Origin of the sequence: Campylobacter sp. RM15925, from assembly GCF_012978775.1 — a bacterium.
Taxonomy (GTDB): Bacteria; Campylobacterota; Campylobacteria; order Campylobacterales; family Campylobacteraceae; genus Campylobacter_A; species Campylobacter_A canis.
This window is the reverse complement of the sequence record NZ_LIWP01000003.1, coordinates 1-17,498: the sequence shown is the minus strand read 5'-3', so window position 1 is coordinate 17,498 and position 17,498 is coordinate 1. Positions and strand designations below refer to the sequence as shown.

Genomic DNA, 17,498 nt, shown 5'->3' with positions numbered 1-17,498 from the left:
AAAAGAAAAAAGATGAATTTAGCTACAAATTCAAAAGAGCGTCAAGTAAGTAGCGATGCTTTTTTGGTATCAAAAACCGACACAAAAGGCAAGATTACGTATTGCAATATGCCTTTTGCAGAAATTGTAGGCGCAAAAAGCTCAGAGCTTATAGGTAAGCCCCATAACATCGTAAGACATCCCGATATGCCAAGGGTTATTTTTAAATTTTTATGGGAATATATAAAAAACAAAAGAGAAATTTTTGCATATGTCAAAAATAGAAGCTTTGACGGATCGTTTTACTGGGTATTTGCAAATGTTACAGCTTCAATTGACGAAAGGGGTAACATCATAGGTTTTTACTCGGTGCGCAGAAAACCAAATCCAAAGGCGCTTGAGGTCATCATACCTCTTTATAAAGACTTGCTTAATGCAGAAAAAAGCGGCGGAATGGACGCTTCGCTAAAACTCTTTGAGCGAATTTTGAGAGAGAAAAATACAACTTATGATGAATTTATGAATAATCTGCAAAGATTATAAGAGGAAAATTATGTTTTTTAATAAAAATAAAGTAAATTACGATGAAATTTTAGATGTAATTTCTCAGGCAAGAAACGGGATTTTAGAACCAAGAATACTAAATATAAATCCAAATGAACCATTAGGTCAAATAGCTCTTGGCATAAACGACCTGCTTGATCAAATAGAGGCTTTGCAAAGAGAGATGGGTACTTGCGTAAAATCAGCCGAAAGCGGAATTGCATATAGAAATATTTTTACAGATGGTTTTAGAGGTCTTTTTAAGATAAATGCCCAGTCTATGAGTGAGGGTGTAGAGGGTATAAAAGCAGGTCAAAAAGGCAAAACTAGAGGAATTCTTTCTGAGAAATTTAGCGAGCTTGGAAATGGAAATAGCGGCATAGCAGACGCAAAAAAAGATCTTGACCAAAGCATAAAAGACCTAAGTGAAATTTCAAGCGTGGCGCAAGACACTTCAAGCAAGGCAAGCGAAGGCATAATCGCCGTAAATGAATTAAGCTCAAATATGAACGATCTTGAAAATTTGATCACCGACTCAAGCGAGGCAATTAGAAATTTGACTAACAGAACGGCCGAGATCAGCTCTGTCGTAAATTTAATAAAAGATATCGCAGAGCAAACAAATTTGCTAGCTCTTAATGCGGCTATCGAAGCGGCGCGTGCAGGAGAGCATGGGCGCGGATTTGCCGTTGTGGCAGATGAGGTTAGAAAACTAGCCGAAAACACACAAAAAGCAACAAGCGAAATCGGCATAAATATCCAAACCTTGCAACAACAAACAAACGATCTAAACGAAAATTCAAACAAAATAACACAAATAGCCCAAGTTGCTAACGTAAGCGTTGCTAATTTCAGAGAAGCGATCAACGTCTTTAGCGAGGGGGCTACAAAAACGGCTCAAATTTCAAAACACGTTGAAAATAAATCAATAGGAATCATGGGCAAAATCATCCAAGTGATCTACAAGCAAACCGCCTATAATAACGTTATCAACGAACGCGGATTTGACGAAGCCATGCAAAAACAATTCGAAAATATGCATAATTGGTATGAAAATGACTACAAGAAATACTTTGGTTCATCCAAGAGCTTTGATAGGATTAAAGAGCCCGCTAAGCAGCTTGATGAACTGATGCTTAAAAATTTAGAAGAGTCAAAAGACGGCTACACAATGGATGATATTGAAAAATTCGTAAGCAGATTTAAAAAGCTAAAAGATACGAGCAGTGATATATTTAAGATTATAGACGCGGTCATTGAAGAAAGTAAAAAATAAAAAAATAAAAGCAAAATTTGCGATTGCGAAATTCAAATTAAATTATGAATTAAAATACAAAACTTTGCAAACAAGCGTTTGCGTTTTAAGAACTAATTTCAAATCAAACATCTTTATCTTGTCTTTAAGATCAATTTCAAATTTTGAAGGCAAGATAAAGACAATTCAATAAAATTCTTTTGTTTTAAGCATAATACACACCACAAATTTAAAAGGCAAAATAGCCTTTTAAATCTTACATAAGAAGTTTTTTAGCACACTCCCCTATTCTCTTAGCATCACAAGTTGCACCCAGTCTTTCTCTTGCTATCTTTGATATATTTCCTATGTCTTTTACGCTTGACGCGCCAATCTCGGCGATGATATCTTTTATTTTGGTTTCTAGCTCTGTGTCATCCAGTTGCTTTGGCAGATACTCGCTAATGATCTTCATCTCGTCTTTTTCAGCCTTAGCTAAATCCTCACGCCCGCATTTTGTGTATTGCTCTATAGAATCAACTCTTCTTTTTACCTGAGTTTGCAAAATTTCAAGCACTCTTTCATCGGTCATCTCGACTCTTTCATCCACTTCAACCTGTTTTATAGCCGAATTTAAAAGTCTTAGTGTATCTCTTCTAAAATTATCCTTTTGCTTCATTGCAGTTTTTATATCTTCTAAAATTTGCTCTCTGATCGTCATTTTTATCCTTTAAATTTGATTTTGAATTATAACAATTGTAAATTTAAAGCAAAATTTAATATAATCAATCAAAAAGGATAGACATGCTACTTGGCGTAAACATAGATCATATCGCGGTTTTAAGAGAGGCTCGTCGCGTAAACGACCCGGACATCCTTCAGGCTTGCTTTAGCGCCTGCATGGCAGGAGCGGATCAGATAACAATACATCTTAGAGAAGATCGCAGACATATAAACGAAACCGACGCGCAAAACATCATAACTCACTCCAAAATTCCTGTAAATTTAGAGTGTTCAATGGATAAAAGCATTATCGAACTAGTTATCAAACTAAAGCCTGCAAGAGCTACTTTGGTACCTGAAAAAAGGCAAGAGCTAACAACCGAAGGCGGGCTAAATTTACAAAGTCCAAATTTACAAGAAGTTATCAAAACTCTAAACGAAAACGATATCGAAGTTTCGCTTTTTATCGATCCCAGCCAAGAAGATATCATCCTGGCTCATGAGCTTGGCGCACAGTGGATCGAGCTGCACACGGGAGCTTATGCAAATACCTTTTTAATGCTTAATTCAAATTTATCTCATAGCAAAGACTCTATAAAAGAGCTTCAAAAGAGCAAAAAAGAGCTAAGAGAGATTTTGGAATTTGAGCTTTCAAGGATCAAGCAAAGCGCAAAAGAGGCGAAGTATCTCGGACTAAAGGTTGCAGCAGGCCACGGGCTAAACTATCAAAACGTAAAATTTATAGCTGAAATACCGGAAATTTCCGAGCTAAACATCGGGCAAAGTATCATCGCAAGAAGCGTATTTGTAGGGCTTGAAACGGCCATCAAAGAGATGATAGCGTGTATAAGATAGCAGTTAGCCTTGGCGATATAAACGGAGTGGGCATAGAAATCGCTCTAAAAGCGCATGAAGAAATTTGCAAATTTGCAGAGCCGATTTACTGTATAAATGAAGATTTGCTAACTAGCGCTCTTAAAATTTTAGAAGTAAGCAAGCCTGCAAATTTTAAAATTTATGAATGCGGAGAAAATTTTAAGATAAAGCCCGGCAAGATAAGCAAAAAGAGTGGAAAATTTTCTTTTGATTCATTTGATACGGCTATAAATTTAGCTCTGTCAAAAGATGTACAAGCCGTCGTAACTATGCCTATCAGCAAGGGGGCGTGGAGTAAAGCCGGGATAAAATTCGTAGGACACACGGACTACCTTAAGCATAAATTCAAGCAAGACGCTATCATGATGATGGGATGTGAGGAGCTTTTTGTGGGGCTTTACACTGATCATATCGCGTTAAAAGATGTTTTTAAAGAGATAAAAACAAAAAAGATCTATAAATTTCTCATAAATTTTTATGAAAATACGAAATTTGAGCGTATCGGAGTTTTGGGATTAAATCCGCACGCAAGCGATAACGGCGTGCTTGGAGGAAGCGAAGAAAAACGTATCAAAAAGGCTATAAATTTGGCAAATAAAGAACTTAAAAAAGAGATCTTTACAGGACCTTTGGTGCCTGACGCGGCCTTTAATCCTCGTTCGCTTAAAAATTTAAACAGACTGGTTGCCATATATCACGACCAAGGACTTGCTCCGCTTAAGGCGCTTTATTTTGATAAAAGCATAAACGCAAGTTTAAATCTGCCGATAATTCGCACAAGCGTAGATCACGGAACGGCATTTGATATCGCATACAAAGGCATAGCTGGCACTTCAAGTTATATTGAAGCTGTCAAATTTGCCGTTAAACTTTGCGAAGAGAGAAATCTATAAAATCAGCAAATTATTTTAATGAATTTCAAATACGACTAGCCAAATTTAGCTAGTTTAAAAAATTTGTAGCTATAATAATTTTAAACAAAACTACTCATTGGAGGCATTTTTGGCTCGCGACAACCTCTTTGCATTTTGTATGTTTATGATAGCCTCTATAGGCTTTTTTATCTGGGGCTATCAGTATATCCCTTCTCACCACTTCTTGTTATTTTTGGTTGCCAGCATATTTGGTATCTTTATGGCGTTTAATATCGGTGGAAACGACGTAGCCAACTCCTTTGGCACAAGCGTTGGAGCCAAAACCGTAACCATCAAGCAAGCCCTTGTCATAGCGGCTATTTTTGAGTTAAGCGGGGCTATATTTGCAGGCGGAGAGGTTACTAAGACTATAAGAGAAGGCATTATCAAATTTCCTGAAGCAGGCATGGATCCTATGCTCTTTGTCATCATTATGATGTCAGCGCTTCTAAGTTCAGGGCTTTGGCTCTTTATCGCTTCTAAAAAGGGCTTGCCGATCTCTACCACTCACTCGATAGTAGGCGGTATCGTGGGTGCTGGACTTATAATGGGCTTTACTACGATGGACGCAAAAAACGCTATAAATATGGTCTCTTGGGCAGGTATCGGCAAGATCGCCATAAGCTGGGTCATATCACCTCTGCTTGGAGGAATTCTCTCATACATCATCTATGGCTACATAAAAACCAGAATTTTAACACCTACTAGAAAATATAACCTTGAGCTAAAAATGCTAAAAAGAGAGCGCAAAGCATATAAAGAGCGATATTTGCGCGAGCTTAAAACAAAGCCGGTTGAAGAGCAGATCAAAATTCTAAGCAAGATCGCCATAGTCGATGAGGACGAAGAAGGTAGCGAAAAGAGCGAATACAAAACGATGATAAAATCGATGAAAGAGCGTGAAAAGAGCATAGACACAAGCCGCGCAATGAGAAAGCATATCCCTATAGTTGCGGGCTTTGGCGCTATCATCATATCTTCCATGATGCTATTTAAGGGTCTTAAGCACCTGAATTTAGGTATCGGCTTTATAGGCACGGTCTGGATCATCTGCGTTATCGGCATAGTAACATACCTTGCAACGCTTGCGATGATAAACGTCATGAGCAAAAACGACGCAGAAAAGAGCACAAATCGCATATTTTCATGGTTTCAGATCTTTACGGCTTCATCTTTTGCATTCTCTCACGGCGCAAACGACATAGCAAACGCCGTAGGACCTTTCGCCGCCATACTTGACGTGCTAAAAACAGGCAACATCAACGCCACGGCTCCGATTCCTAGTATCGCTATGATAACGTTTGGCATTTCGCTTGTGGTCGGGCTTTGGTTCTTGGGCAAAGAGGTTATTACAACTATCGGCTCAAAACTTGCCGAAATTTTACCTACTACAGGCTTTAGCGCGGAGCTTGCCGCAAGTACGGTTATCCTGCTAGCTACCAAGCTTGGTATCCCTGTATCATCAACCCACATCTTAATAGGAGCCGTTCTTGGTATAGGCATACTAAACCGCGATGCAAATTGGGCTATGGTCAAGCCTATCGTGCTTGCTTGGGTTATCACCCTACCGATAGCAGGCGGATCGGCGGCGATAATTTATATGGTGCTTAAAAGCCTGCTTGGGCTATAAAATTTCATTTTGATACTACAAATTTGAGGCAAAAGAAGCCTCAAATTTTACCTCTTGTCTTTTCTAAAGAATTCTGTTATTAGTTTAGTATTGCACTCTTCTAAATGATACTTCTTACCACCGTCACAGCGGGTTGAAGATACTCTTGATTGACTACCTAAAGCGCTTATAAGACTCTCTCCAAACATTCCTTGATATCTAAAATCTCCATATATATTATCCGCCAATATCTTGCCTGTGTTTCTATCTTTTATAATTCCTCCATAGTTAAATTCTATCCCGAGTAAATTATCAAATACAGTTGTTATATTAGGTTTAAGTTCCATCGGTCGACTATGAGGATCTTCGGTCAAAATCTCAATAGGAGCTATCTCATCTTCTGAAATTTCTTTACGGGCTATACATTTATCTTTGTAGATCTCTTTGAGGTTTTTCATTGTTTCAGATATATAACTAAATACTCTTCGCGGAGCATAATCATCTGTATCATTTCTATCTTGTATCAGTAGTTTTATCTCTTCAAATATTTGCTTCTCACTTTTTTGGTTTGAATGTAGTTCGTTAAAAAATACATTTACCTCTTGATATGTTACTTTTTCATCTTGAAAAAATTCAATAAGATCTATGTTTGCAGACATATGACAGTTTTTTGATGTATTGTTATCAAGATAAAATCTGAAATACTTACCGTTATAAGCCTCATTATCGCTTTTAACTTTATAATCTATATAGTCTAAACTACCATTCATTAGCATTTTAAAGGCTATATCTTCGGTTGCATTATAGCCTGTATGTTGATTTAAAACAGGAAAGCCTTGAGTAGTAGTTCTTTCTCCTGAATAATAAGCATTTATACTAGGCTTTTCATAGATATTTATCTTAGCATATACATATCCGTAAGCATGAAATATAGCCGAGACTATCATACCGTCTCCAAAGAATACTAAAAACCATATAAGAAGCGCTCTTAGCTTACGTATACCTTTGGGTCTGATTATAGCCATAAAGAAAGTTACGATAAGAAGTATTAGGATTATAAAAAAAGGAGTTGCTTCATGCATATTAGTCCTTTATCTTTAAGCGGGCAAATTCTCAAATTCACCCGCTTAAATCGGAATTTAATCTATCTTAAAATTCTCTATCTCATTAAAATTTAGATATCTGTAAATTTCATCCTCTTTGCCTGCGATTCTTTCAGGAACTATCCTCATATACTCTTCCACGCTCGGAAGTCTTCCAAGCAAAGCGCAAACTGCAGCGAGTTCTGCGCTTCCAAGATAAACCTTCGCGCCAAGCCCCATTCTGTTGTCAAAATTTCTAGTCGAGGTTGAAAAGACCACGGCGTTATCCTTGACTCGCGCTTGATTTCCCATACAAAGCGAGCAGCCAGGCACCTCTATACGCGCTTTTACGCTTCTAAACACGTCATAATACCCTTCGCGCTCAAGTTCATCCTTATCCATCTTCGTAGGCGGCACAACCCAAAGGCGCGTAGGTATCTCGCCCTCGCCTCTTAGCACCTCGGCTAGCGCGCGGTAGTGTCCGATATTTGTCATACAGCTTCCCACAAAGACCTCATCGATATTCTTGGCACGTCTTTCATCGGCTAAAATTTCACTAAGAGTCGCCACGTCATCAGGATCGTTCGGACAAGCAAGTATCGGCTCGGTTATCTCGTCTAAATTTATCTCTATCACTTCGGCGTACTTGGCGTTACTATCGACTTTTAGGAGGGTTGGATTTGCCAACCACTCACGCATCTTTTCACGCCTTCTTTCAAGAGTCGCTCTGCTTTCATACCCTGCTTTTATCATCGCTTCGATGAGAGTTATGTTTGATCTTATATACTCTATCACCGGCGCTTTATCAAGACCCACCACACAGGCGGCTGCGGAGCGTTCGGCCGAAGCGTCGCTTAGCTCAAAGGCCTGCTCTACCTTTAGACTCTCAAGCCCTTCGATCTCTAGAATTTTGCCCGCAAAGATGTTTCTTTTATTTTTCTTTTCTACGGTTAGTAGTCCTTGCTTAATAGCATAATAAGGTATCGCATTTACAAGATCTCTGAGCGCAACACCTCTTTGAAGCCTGCCTTTAAATCGGACTAAAACGGACTCGGGCATGTTTAAAGGCATAACGCCAAGTACCGCCGCAAACGCCACAAGACCGCTTCCTGCGGGAAAGCTTATGCCGATAGGAAAGCGCGTATGGCTATCTCCGCCAGTTCCAAGAGTATCCGGAAGCACCATGCGATTTAGCCACGAGTGTATGACGCCATCGCCGGGCTTTAGACTAACTCCGCCGCGAGAGTTCATAAATTTCGGCAGAGTCTTATGCGTGATCGCATCGCTTGGCTTAGGGTAAGCCGCCGTATGACAAAAGCTCTGAAGCACAAAATCGGCCGAAAATCCAAGGCTTGCAAGCTCTTTTATCTCATCTCTTGTCATAGGCCCCGTGGTGTCTTGACTGCCTACGGTTAGCGTCATAGCTTCTACGTAAGAATTTGGTCGTACACCTTGCATGCCGCACGCCTTGCCTACTATCTTTTGAGCTAGAGTAAAGCCAAATTCGCCATCATCCTTAGGCTGAGCAGGCTTAGTAAATATCTGCTCATCTCCCAAATTTAACGCCACTCTAGCCTTCATACAAAGCCCGCGACCGATGATAAGCGGTATACGCCCGCCTGCTCTAATTTCATCAAGCAGGGTATTTGGCATAAGCGTAAAGCGACTTACGACCTTACCCGCTCGCACTATCTCACCTTTATAAGGGTAAATTTCTATCTCATCGCCCGTCTCAAGCGAACTTACATCAGCGATTATAGGTAGTGCACCGCTATCTTCTGCGGTGTTAAAAAATATCGGAGCGATAGTCGTGCCGATAACTATGCCGCCTGTTTTTTTGTTTGGCACGCCGTCAATGTCTCGCCCCAAATGCCACTGGATGGAGTTTATACCGCTTTTTCTACTTGAGCCGGTACCCACCACATCGCCTGCGTAAACTACTTCACGTCCGCTTTTTTTAAGCTCAGCTATCTTCTCAAGGCTTCCGGGCTGGCGGCGTATCAGCATAAAATTAGCATGAAGCGGGATATCAGAGCGAGTAAATGCCTCACTTGCAGGGCTTAGATCGTCAGTGTTCGTTTCTCCTGGCACTTTAAATACAACCGCCTTTATCAATTCATCAAGCGGCTTACGCGATAAAAACCACTCTGCGTTCGCCCATGAGGTTATAACTTCCCTAGCAAATTCGTTACTCTTGCTTAAATTTAGCACATCGTTAAAATAATCATGCACGAAAATCGTCTCTTTAAGCACTTCACAGGCGGCTTTCGCTACGGATTTATCGCTGTTTTGAAGCGAGGCTATAAGCACGATCACGCTATATCCCCCAAGCATAGGCTTTAGCATGCTTACCGCGCTTAGCTTATCAATGCCAGCAATCTTTACATCGTGATTTATAATCTCGTTTAAAAATTCAGCCTTTACCTTAGCCGCATCATCAACGCCAGGATTTACTCTAGTAGCAAGCAAATTTATAAGCTCGGCTTGCCTTTTATCGCCATCTTTTAAAAGCTCGCAAACTTCCTGTGTCTGCTCAGCACTCAAAGCAAGCGGCGGAATACCGAGCAATGCCCTTTCATCAACGTGTTTTTCATACTCTTTAAAAAAATCCATCACCGATCCTTTTGCTTAAAGTAAATAAGCTGCAAATTTTAACTATTTAGCCCTATTTTATCCAAAAACACATAAGAAACTAAACTAAAATTTGCTAAATTTAAGGATATGAAACCAAAAGGAGTAAATTTGCAAAAAGCCTACTTAAAATCCCCTATCGGCATCTTAGAAATTTGCGCGGACGAAAACGGAATTTGCGAGCTAAACTTCGTGGATAAATTTGTAAAAACAGAGATAAAAGATGAAAATTTAAAGCTTTGTTTAAAAGAGCTTGATGAGTATTTTAAAGGAAATTTACGCGAGTTTAAATGCAAATTTCAAATTTCAGGCACTCCTTTTCAAAAAAACGTATATGAGGCGCTACTTAAAATTCCTTACGGAAAGAGAGTAACCTACGCCCAGCTAGCTAAAAACATAGACAACCCAAAGGCTTGCCGCGCGGTCGGGTCTGCAAACGGCAAAAATAAAATCCCCATCATCATCCCATGCCACAGAGTAGTAGCCGGCAATTCACTTGGCGGATACTCGGGCGGCGAGGGGTTGAAAACAAAGGAGTTTTTACTGAATTTGGAAAAAGAGAATTTGTAAATTTTGACAACTATGAATAACTAAATTTTAAAAGCTCATAAAAAAGAGAAATTCTACCGCCGAATAAAGCGGTAGAATTTGGATATCACATAGCGAATTTCGGATCGCTAAATGCAGTTAGTTTAGGAACAACACCTGTAAATTTCTCGATATTTACCAGAGCAGTATGAGCTATATTGCCGTTTGCAAGCTTGCTGGTCGGTATATCTATGGTTAGTGCGTTTGCAGAGCCGTTTTTGCAAAGTCCGTTCATATCAGGATCATACCAAGCGCCCTCGCAAAGTCTTACGACGTTTCTTGATATGTTTTTAGTTACGACTGCACCTGCTAACGCCTCTCCTCTAGCGTTAAACACTCGCACCAAATCACCGTCTTTTATGCCAAGCTCTTTAGCGTCTTTTTCGTTTATCCAGATCGGTTCACGATTTGCCACTGCGTAATTGTCGCGGATGCTCGTATTGCTTAGCTGAGAGTGAAGTCTATCCGCAGGGTGAGCGCTTATCATATGGAATTTAGCAGGCTTGTCCTTCATACCCAGCCACTCGATAGGCTCAAACCACATAGGGTGAGCTTTGCAGTCGTCATATCCCATCTTTTCGATAGTTTCTGAGTAAATTTCTATAAGACCCGACGGCGTTCCAAGTGCGTTTAGAATAGGATCTTCTCTAAATTCGCCGTGTCTTATCCATTGATCACTCTCAGGAGTAGAAGTAAATGTCACGGGTTCATTTGCCGCCCAGAATTCATTAAACGGTTTCATATCGGTTACCAGATCAGGCACTGAGATTACTTGATTATAAGCTGCATCATAATACTCTTTGATCCAGTCAAATTCGTCTTTGCCGTTATCGGTATATGCTACGACTAGATTTTTAGCGTAAGCCTTGCAAAGATCGCTAAAAATTTGATAGTCGTCTCTTGACTCTTCAAATTTTTCAACCACTTGTTTCATAGGGACGATGTTCATATTTGAGTAATCACCCGTCATCGTGATGTCGTTTCTCTCATAAGCCGTTGTGGTTGGGAACACGATATCAGCCATCTTTGCTGTCGGTGTCCAGTAAGGCTCATTTACGACGATGGTGCGAGGTTTTTGCCAAGCTTTTACAAGAGTGTTTGTATCTTGATGGTGGCAGAATGGATTGCCGCCGACCCAGTAGATAAAGTCTATATCAGGATATGTTATCTTCTTGCCGTTGTGATCTATAACTTTACCCGGATTTAGCAATGCATCGGCTATCCTAGCTAATGGGAATACATACTCGGTTGCTTTTGAAAGCCAACTTTGACCAGTGCCGCTTGCCGCTACAGGTTTAGCTATAAAGCGACCATTTTTATCAAAGCTTCCCGTGTTTGTACCGATAAATTCACCCTCTTCATTGAAAAATCCTAAACTTGCACTATTCATACCGCCGATTACTCCGCCTTTGCAAGTAGGAGCACCGCCGTTTGAGTAATGATAGCTTAAGCCAAAGCCGCCGCCCGGAAGTCCGATTTGTCCTAGCATCGCAGCTAGAGTTACCATAGCCCAGTGAGGTTGCTCGCCGTGGTGAGCTCTTTGCATACCCCAACCGCTCATTAGCATAGTGCGGTTATTCATAAAGGTATCTGCAAGCTCTTTGATAAGAGACGCTTTAAGTCCGCAAATTTTGCTCGCCCAATCTAAATCTTTTGCCACTCCGTCCGTCTTACCTAGCAGATAAGGAAGGAATTTATCAAAGCCGACCGTATAAGTCGAGATAAACTCTTTATCGTATTTATCGCTTGTATATAAGTAGTGCATCATACCAAGCATCATCGCAGTATCGGTATTTGGAAGCGGAGTTACCCACTGAGCCTTATCAAAATATTGAGCCGTCTCGCTCTTAATAGGATCGATGATTATTACTTTTTTGCCTGATTTTTTAAGCTCTTCAAGGTATTTAAAGCCTTGCTCATCAGTACTCGTCCAAGCTATCCTAAGCGTGTTTAGAGGGTTTGCTCCCCAGATAACGACTACTTTTGAATGCTCAAGTATAAGCGGCCAGCTGGTTTGCTGCTCATAAACCTCGATACTTCCCATAACATGAGGCATGATGACTTGGCTTGCTCCTGTGGAGTAATCGCCAAGGTGTCCTACAAATCCGCCGCTTAAATTCATAAATCTATGAAGCAAAATTCTGGAATTATGCACGTTTCCGCTTGATTTCCAGCCGTAGCTTCCTGCAAATACGCTTTGAATTCCTTTTTCTTTTCTCGTCTTTTTAAGCTCTCTGGCCACAAGCTTGATCGCGTCTTCATATCTTACTCTAACCCACTCGTCTTTACCTCTAAGTTCCGGTTTTGGATTGTTTGGATCCATCAGATAGCTTTTGCGAACCATCGGATATCTTATGCGACTTTTATATACCATATCGGCGGTAAAATTTTGAAGCGGATTTGGTATATCGCTTGTTTTTTGGATAGGGTTTGAGCCGACGATCACTCCGTCTTTAACCTCTACTTTTAGCATACCCCAGTGAGCTGCGGTATTTACCGTGCCGTTTTTAACAATACCGGAATTTAGCTCATCTGCAAGCAAATTCGTAGCTGCAACCTTTGAAATTAGCGGAGCTCCTGCTAAAAGTGCGCCGAATTTTAAAACATCTCGTCTTTGTCTATTCATTTTTTCTCCTTATAAAAATATCTTTGTATCCTTAATCCGTCTCCAGCCTTCGTATCGCTTTGCGATATACTCAAGGCTATTGCTTTAGCCACAGACGCGAAGCAGTTCGCGTCTTACTTCGCTCCTGCGCTCACATCCGAAGAGTGTTTTTGTAAATACTGAGTGATGAGCCACTCATCTTTTTTGTCTATCGCGGTTCTACTAAGCATTGATTTTACAAGATTTGGCCATTGGTTTGCTTTGTAGTGGTCGGTCGCATGAGCAGTGTGGCAGATACCGCAGTTATCTTTATACATCTGATCGGCTCTTGCGAACATAGAAGAAACTTCATTTACAAATTCACCCTTAGGAGTGTAAGCGACAACTTCCACTTTGTCCCATTTGCCGTCTTTACCCTTTTCAATCATCTTATAATCAATCTTTGCCGTCTTAGCAAAAGCCGCCGCTATGACGCGCTGTGAATCACTATAATAAATCACGTTATCTACGGCAGGATTTTTATACCCGCGAATTACTACTTTTACTCTATCGGCACCCTCCTCGGTTATTTTAACGGCATTAGTCGGAAGTAGTCTGCCTATGGACTTATCCGAAGTCGCATCTAAAAATAGCGGCTTAACAACATCGCTATAAATATCTCCCGATGCAAACAGCGAACAGGCTATCGTTGCTGACAATAATACTTTTTTCATATTTCTCCTTTGTCGTGGTTGTAGAGAAATTATAGATAAAAAGTATGATTTAAATATGATTTTTTTGAAATTTACGAAATTTTATGAATTTATTTAAGTAGTTTTGTGTATTTATAAAATTTTAATTAATACACTTAATTTTTAGCTTAGAGGTTTTTTATTGCTTAACTAACTATATATTTATATCTTATCTTACACATATCCTACCTCGCTTATTGTCCTGTCGCACTCCTCATTTAAGCATAGCTTATATCCTCTTCCTTGAGCGTTTTGTATAAGCTCTGGATAGAGCTTTTTGCGAAGCTTATAGACAAAGGATCTTATAGTATCACTCGTGCAGCTTTCCCCTTGCCATACGTTAGCCTCGATCATCTCAAAGCTAACGGTTCTAGCTTGGTTTTTAAGAAAAAGATGAAGAAGCGCTTGCTCCTTTCTCGTTAGTGCTACTATTTCGCCGTCTTTATAAAGCTCTCTTGTAAATGCATTAAATACAAAGCCGTTTTTAAGATCCACTTTTGCAAAATCGCTTCTAAATTTGTTTGCCGCAAAACTCATCATCATCACCAGCTCGCGCTTATCAAACGGCTTTTTAAGAACGCCCGAGCTCTTAACTTCAATAGCGCTTAGCATATTTTCATCGTTATCATAAGCGGTTAAAAATATTATAGGCACGTTCTCGTCGCTCTTTCTGATAATCGAAGCCATCTTAAGCCCGCTCATTCTAGGCATATTGATATCAGAAACTATCAAATTTATATTGTGCGAGCTAAAACACTCTAACGCCTCTTTTGCATCCCTGCAAGCGTAAATTTCATTTGTATAGTGCGCCAAAGCGCTTTTTATTGCTTCTCTTAGGTCATCATCGTCCTCAACAAGAAGCAAATTTACATCTTTTAATATCTCTTTTATCTTGCTATACATTGTCCGCCTCTTTAGCCCCTTTTTTTAGATAAAGCGCGAATTTAGTAGGCTCTTTCGCACTTTCAAGCGCAAGTCTTCCGCCAAGCTTATCGGTAGCTAAAATTTTAGCCACATAAAGCCCCATGCCCGTTCCGGTATCCTTTTTGGTAGTAAAAAACGGTTCGTAAATCATCTCTTTACTCTCTTTTACGCCTCTTCCGTTATCGCTTACGCTTATGCAAATTTCATCTTTCATACTTTGCAAATTTATCCAAACTTTAGGCTCAAAATATACATCTTCCTTCATAAACTCTACAAGCTCGTCTTTGGAATTTGAAAGTAAGCTTAATAAAATTTGCTTCACGTAAGAAGAGGCTGCGTAAACCATAAATTCACCGTCTTCGCATATAAATTCAAACGAAATTCCGTTTGTATTCATCTGAGGCTTTACTATGAACTCAAGCTCTTTTATAACATCTTTTACATTAAAATTTATTATATTGTTATCGTTTTTATAAAAACTTCTAAAAGCCTTTATGGTTTCATCCATAAGACGAACGCCTTTTTTACAGCGATTAAGATGCTCTGCGATCTCATCAAACCTATCTTCGTTTAAAGAATCTTCAATATTTTCAAGCGATAGCAAGATAGAGCTTAAAGGCTGGCGTTGCTGATGAGATATGGAGTTTATCATCTCGCCCACAACCGCCATCTTTGCATTTGCTATTAGCATTCTATGATGCTCGGCTTCGTTTTGCTCAAGCTCTCTTTCATGCGTTACATCGCTTGCGGTGATGATAAATCCGTCAAATTTGACTCCACCCTCAAGCACGCTTGAGACATTTAATCTGTAAAAAAAATTATTAATAGAAACAATGAAATTTTGATTATCATAGGGATTGTTTTTCAAATTTGAAAAATTTTTTAAGCATTCAAGATATTTGGAGTTTAAAACAAGAGTATCAAATTCTTGCTCGTAGTATCTTTTGCTTTCAAGAGCAAAAATTTGCTCAAATTTTTTATTGATAAATTTGACGATTCCGCTTTCATCTACAAGTAAAAGTCCCAAATTAGGAGTTTTTGCAAAAGCTCGCTCTATGTCGTTTTGATGCTGAGTTTTTTTACCCGCAAGCAGATATATAAATAATCCCCCAAGCGTAAAGCCCGCCAAAACAAGGAATTTAAAATCGCCACTAGCGTAATAAAACCAAATGCAAAGCAGTTCAAATATCAAAAACAGAGCCGAAATAACTTTTTGCAAAAATCCTCCTTGGTTTTGCAAATTTAAGCTTAATTAAGCTCCTTATACTCAACTATATCAAGTCCAAATCCACCAAGAGCTACAAATTCTCTATTTTTGCTTGAGCTTAGAAGCTCAATCTCTTCGATCTCAAGCTTTCTTAAAATTTGAGCTCCGATACCAAAGTCCTTGATAGTGCTATCGCAGGTCTTTTCCTCTTGCAAAAACACCAAAACACCGCCGTTTTCGCTTAGATACTCGATGGATTTTAAAAGCTCTTCAAATTTAGCCGAGGTTAATAGCTCTATATCGCTTGTAGTTTTATGAAATTTTACATTTGTGCGCTTGCTTATCTCTCCAAAAACAAAAGCAAAATGCACCTGATCCTTATGGTCGGTTATTTCGTATTTTATAGCGTCAAAACCCGCTATTTGAGATTTTGACTTTTCTTTTACATGAATTAAACTCTCATGCTTTAGTCTGTATTCTACAAGCTCTGAAACCGAGACCATATTAAGTCCGAATTTCTTGCAAAACTCCTCAAGATCGGCTCTTCTTGCCATATTTCCGTCTTCTTTTACGATCTCGCAAATTACGGCTGATTGAGTAACGCCTGCGTATTTGCAAAGATCAACCGAACCTTCAGTGTGACCCGTGCGGCTTAGCACGCCTCCTTTTTTGGCTATAAGAGGGAAAATGTGTCCCGGCTTTACGAAATCTTCAGGTTTAGAAGTATGATCAGTCGCCAAACGTATCGTCATATCACGCTCATAAGCGCTTACTCCGGTTGTCACAGCCTTTGCGTCAATGGTAACTGTAAAAGCCGTCTCGTGGCAAGATGTGTTTTTATCAACCATCAAATTAAGCTCAAGTCTTTTTGCAATATCTTCAGAAATCGCAAGGCACAAAACCCCCTTCGCGTGAGTGATGGCAAAATTTACTTTTTGCGTATCGCTAAATGCGCCTGCAAAGACTAGATCACCCTCGTTTTCGCGATCCTCGTCATCGACCATCACAACCATTTTACCGTTTCTTATATCGGCAATCGCCTGCTCTACTCTATCCATTTTTTCTCTTTATGATTGAATTTATATGAATTATACCCGTTTTGTTTAAAATTCAAGATTAAAAATATTAGCAAGGCAAGCAAAATAAGGCTTCAAAACTAAAAATAAAAGTATGAATAAAAGGAGATTAAAATAGGCTTTATCTATTTGAAAGCCTATTTTTGTAAGAAAAAAGTAAATTTTAATAGCTTAAATTTTTATATTCTCCATCAAGCAAACTTTTTGCTACTTCATCAGGAGAAGCAACTTCAACGCCCTCTATAAGAGCTGATTTATCAAGTCCTTTGTTTGGGAGATATAAAGGGCAAACTTTAACGCTGGCTCCGTTTTTTATCGCCCCCTGCAAAAGATCTTTGGGTGATTTATTAAGCGGTTTTTGCGGCTCGCTTTTGCTCTCTTTAAGTGCAAGATCTCCCGCTTCGGAGCAAAGAACTATCCTTACGTCCTTTTTTTGTTCAAGTGTTTTTGTGGATAACACCATCGCCATCATCTGCGTTTGAGTATCGGATGCCGTAAGCATTACATTAAGACCTTTTATCTCGTCGCCTGAGGCGTATAAAGCGGTTGCTAACGCGCTTCCTAAAGCTAAATTTAACAAAGTCTTGTTTAGCATTTTGTCTCCTTTAAATCAAATTTAAAGACATATTAGCAAAAATCGACTTTTACTTTGGTGACTTTGTGACATAACAGCATTATTTTAATTTATTAGTATTTTTAGTATCTAGCTTTTAAGAAGAGATAGCGAATTCTTTTTTATAAAAAATTCACGTTTTTACTTGGCTATATAGTTAAAT

15 protein-coding genes are annotated in these 17,498 nt (G+C 39.4%); 6 read left to right on the top strand and 9 right to left on the bottom strand.

What is annotated here, in order from left to right:
• Window positions 1-12 precede the first annotated feature (12 nt).
• Both CDOM15925_RS02420 and CDOM15925_RS02415 read left to right on the top strand, forming a co-directional pair.
• Window positions 13-522, top strand: coding sequence for a PAS domain-containing protein (locus CDOM15925_RS02420; protein WP_169940730.1), 510 nt, complete (start codon window positions 13-15; stop codon window positions 520-522).
• Window positions 523-532: 10 nt separating this feature from the next.
• Complete coding sequence (locus CDOM15925_RS02415; RefSeq protein WP_169940728.1) at window positions 533-1,798, top strand: methyl-accepting chemotaxis protein; 1,266 nt, start codon at window positions 533-535, stop codon at window positions 1,796-1,798.
• Window positions 1,799-2,033: 235 nt separating this feature from the next.
• Here the strand turns inward: CDOM15925_RS02415 and CDOM15925_RS02410 are convergent, their stop codons facing one another.
• The gene (locus tag CDOM15925_RS02410; protein WP_169940726.1) at window positions 2,034-2,477 is read right to left on the bottom strand and encodes a GatB/YqeY domain-containing protein; all 444 of its coding nucleotides are present in this window, start codon (window positions 2,475-2,477) and stop codon (window positions 2,034-2,036) included.
• 83 nt (window positions 2,478-2,560) lie between these two features.
• Between CDOM15925_RS02410 and CDOM15925_RS02405 the strand changes: the two genes are divergently transcribed.
• The 3 genes from CDOM15925_RS02405 to CDOM15925_RS02395 all read left to right on the top strand — a co-directional run bounded on the left by CDOM15925_RS02405 (window position 2,561) and on the right by CDOM15925_RS02395 (window position 5,899).
• Entirely contained in the window at window positions 2,561-3,334 is a 774-nt protein-coding gene (locus CDOM15925_RS02405) for a pyridoxine 5'-phosphate synthase (protein WP_169940724.1), read from the top strand.
• Window positions 3,322-4,248 carry a 4-hydroxythreonine-4-phosphate dehydrogenase gene (gene pdxA / locus CDOM15925_RS02400; RefSeq protein ID WP_169940722.1) on the top strand — a complete coding sequence of 309 codons (927 nt, stop codon included), beginning with the start codon at window positions 3,322-3,324 and terminating at the stop codon, window positions 4,246-4,248. The genes CDOM15925_RS02405 and pdxA overlap by 13 nt, the downstream gene beginning before the upstream one ends.
• Before the next feature lie 109 nt (window positions 4,249-4,357).
• Window positions 4,358-5,899, top strand: a complete 1,542-nt coding sequence (locus CDOM15925_RS02395; RefSeq protein WP_169940720.1) for an inorganic phosphate transporter — start codon at window positions 4,358-4,360, stop codon at window positions 5,897-5,899.
• A 47-nt stretch (window positions 5,900-5,946) separates the two neighbouring features.
• Here CDOM15925_RS02395 and CDOM15925_RS02390 read toward each other — a convergent pair whose 3' ends face one another.
• Window positions 5,947-6,960, bottom strand: coding sequence for a hypothetical protein (locus CDOM15925_RS02390; protein WP_169940718.1), 1,014 nt, complete (start codon window positions 6,958-6,960; stop codon window positions 5,947-5,949).
• A 57-nt stretch (window positions 6,961-7,017) separates the two neighbouring features.
• Window positions 7,018-9,573 (bottom strand): bifunctional aconitate hydratase 2/2-methylisocitrate dehydratase, encoded by a 2,556-nt coding sequence (locus CDOM15925_RS02385; protein ID WP_169940716.1) that lies wholly within the window; start codon window positions 9,571-9,573, stop codon window positions 7,018-7,020.
• A gap of 129 nt (window positions 9,574-9,702) precedes the next feature.
• On the opposite strand from CDOM15925_RS02385, the gene CDOM15925_RS02380 reads away from it, so the two are divergent.
• On the top strand, window positions 9,703-10,161 hold the full coding sequence (locus CDOM15925_RS02380; RefSeq protein WP_169941001.1) for a methylated-DNA--[protein]-cysteine S-methyltransferase: 459 nt from the start codon (window positions 9,703-9,705) through the stop codon (window positions 10,159-10,161).
• A gap of 85 nt (window positions 10,162-10,246) precedes the next feature.
• Here CDOM15925_RS02380 and CDOM15925_RS02375 read toward each other — a convergent pair whose 3' ends face one another.
• The 6 genes from CDOM15925_RS02375 to CDOM15925_RS02350 form a co-directional block, all read right to left on the bottom strand.
• On the bottom strand, window positions 10,247-12,805 hold the full coding sequence (locus CDOM15925_RS02375; RefSeq protein WP_169940714.1) for a molybdopterin-dependent oxidoreductase: 2,559 nt from the start codon (window positions 12,803-12,805) through the stop codon (window positions 10,247-10,249).
• A 113-nt stretch (window positions 12,806-12,918) separates the two neighbouring features.
• Window positions 12,919-13,497: a cytochrome C gene (locus tag CDOM15925_RS02370; RefSeq protein WP_169940712.1), complete on the bottom strand. Its 579-nt coding sequence runs from the start codon at window positions 13,495-13,497 to the stop codon at window positions 12,919-12,921.
• A 192-nt stretch (window positions 13,498-13,689) separates the two neighbouring features.
• The gene (locus CDOM15925_RS02365) at window positions 13,690-14,418 is read right to left on the bottom strand and encodes a response regulator transcription factor (protein ID WP_169940710.1); all 729 of its coding nucleotides are present in this window, start codon (window positions 14,416-14,418) and stop codon (window positions 13,690-13,692) included.
• Window positions 14,411-15,658 carry an ATP-binding protein gene (locus CDOM15925_RS02360; protein WP_249934668.1) on the bottom strand — a complete coding sequence of 416 codons (1,248 nt, stop codon included), beginning with the start codon at window positions 15,656-15,658 and terminating at the stop codon, window positions 14,411-14,413. Before CDOM15925_RS02360 ends, CDOM15925_RS02365 begins: the two co-directional genes overlap by 8 nt.
• A gap of 29 nt (window positions 15,659-15,687) precedes the next feature.
• Window positions 15,688-16,704: a bifunctional 3,4-dihydroxy-2-butanone 4-phosphate synthase/GTP cyclohydrolase II gene (locus tag CDOM15925_RS02355; RefSeq protein WP_169940708.1), complete on the bottom strand. Its 1,017-nt coding sequence runs from the start codon at window positions 16,702-16,704 to the stop codon at window positions 15,688-15,690.
• A gap of 181 nt (window positions 16,705-16,885) precedes the next feature.
• Window positions 16,886-17,317: a DsrE family protein gene (locus tag CDOM15925_RS02350; protein ID WP_169940706.1), complete on the bottom strand. Its 432-nt coding sequence runs from the start codon at window positions 17,315-17,317 to the stop codon at window positions 16,886-16,888.
• Between the last annotated feature and the right edge of the window lie 181 nt (window positions 17,318-17,498).